Origin of the sequence: Neisseria sp. P0014.S002, from assembly GCF_051958295.1 — a bacterium.
Lineage (GTDB): Bacteria > Pseudomonadota > Gammaproteobacteria > Burkholderiales > Neisseriaceae > Neisseria > Neisseria flavescens_B.
In genome coordinates this window covers 1-262 of record NZ_JBQCVO010000085.1, presented here as the reverse complement: position 1 = coordinate 262, position 262 = coordinate 1, and the positions used below count along the sequence as shown (strand labels likewise).

Sequence of the window (262 nt, the reverse complement as noted above, 5' to 3'; positions counted from 1 at the left end):
CATAAACCCCATAGCCCACGCCCGTGGCATCGATGCCGATGTAGGTCATATTGTATTTTTCATAAAGGGCGCGAATTTGATTGGCTTGATAGACATAGGAAAGTCCATTCCATTGATAGCGTGCAAGCAGACGATATTTTTCACCAGGTAACGCAGGCGGGGCAATAATCACAAAGCTAGCCCCATCACCACTGTGTGCGGGGTCGAATCCGCCCCAAACTTCACGATCACCAAAAGGGCGATCCGCTTTCGGGTTAAAGTC

Annotated in this window: 1 pseudogene; it reads right to left on the bottom strand. The window is 49.6% G+C overall.

The features are described 5' to 3' along the window. Positions 1-262 (bottom strand): annotated as a pseudogene (locus ACTHSX_RS10710) (terminase large subunit domain-containing protein); the annotation flags it as partial.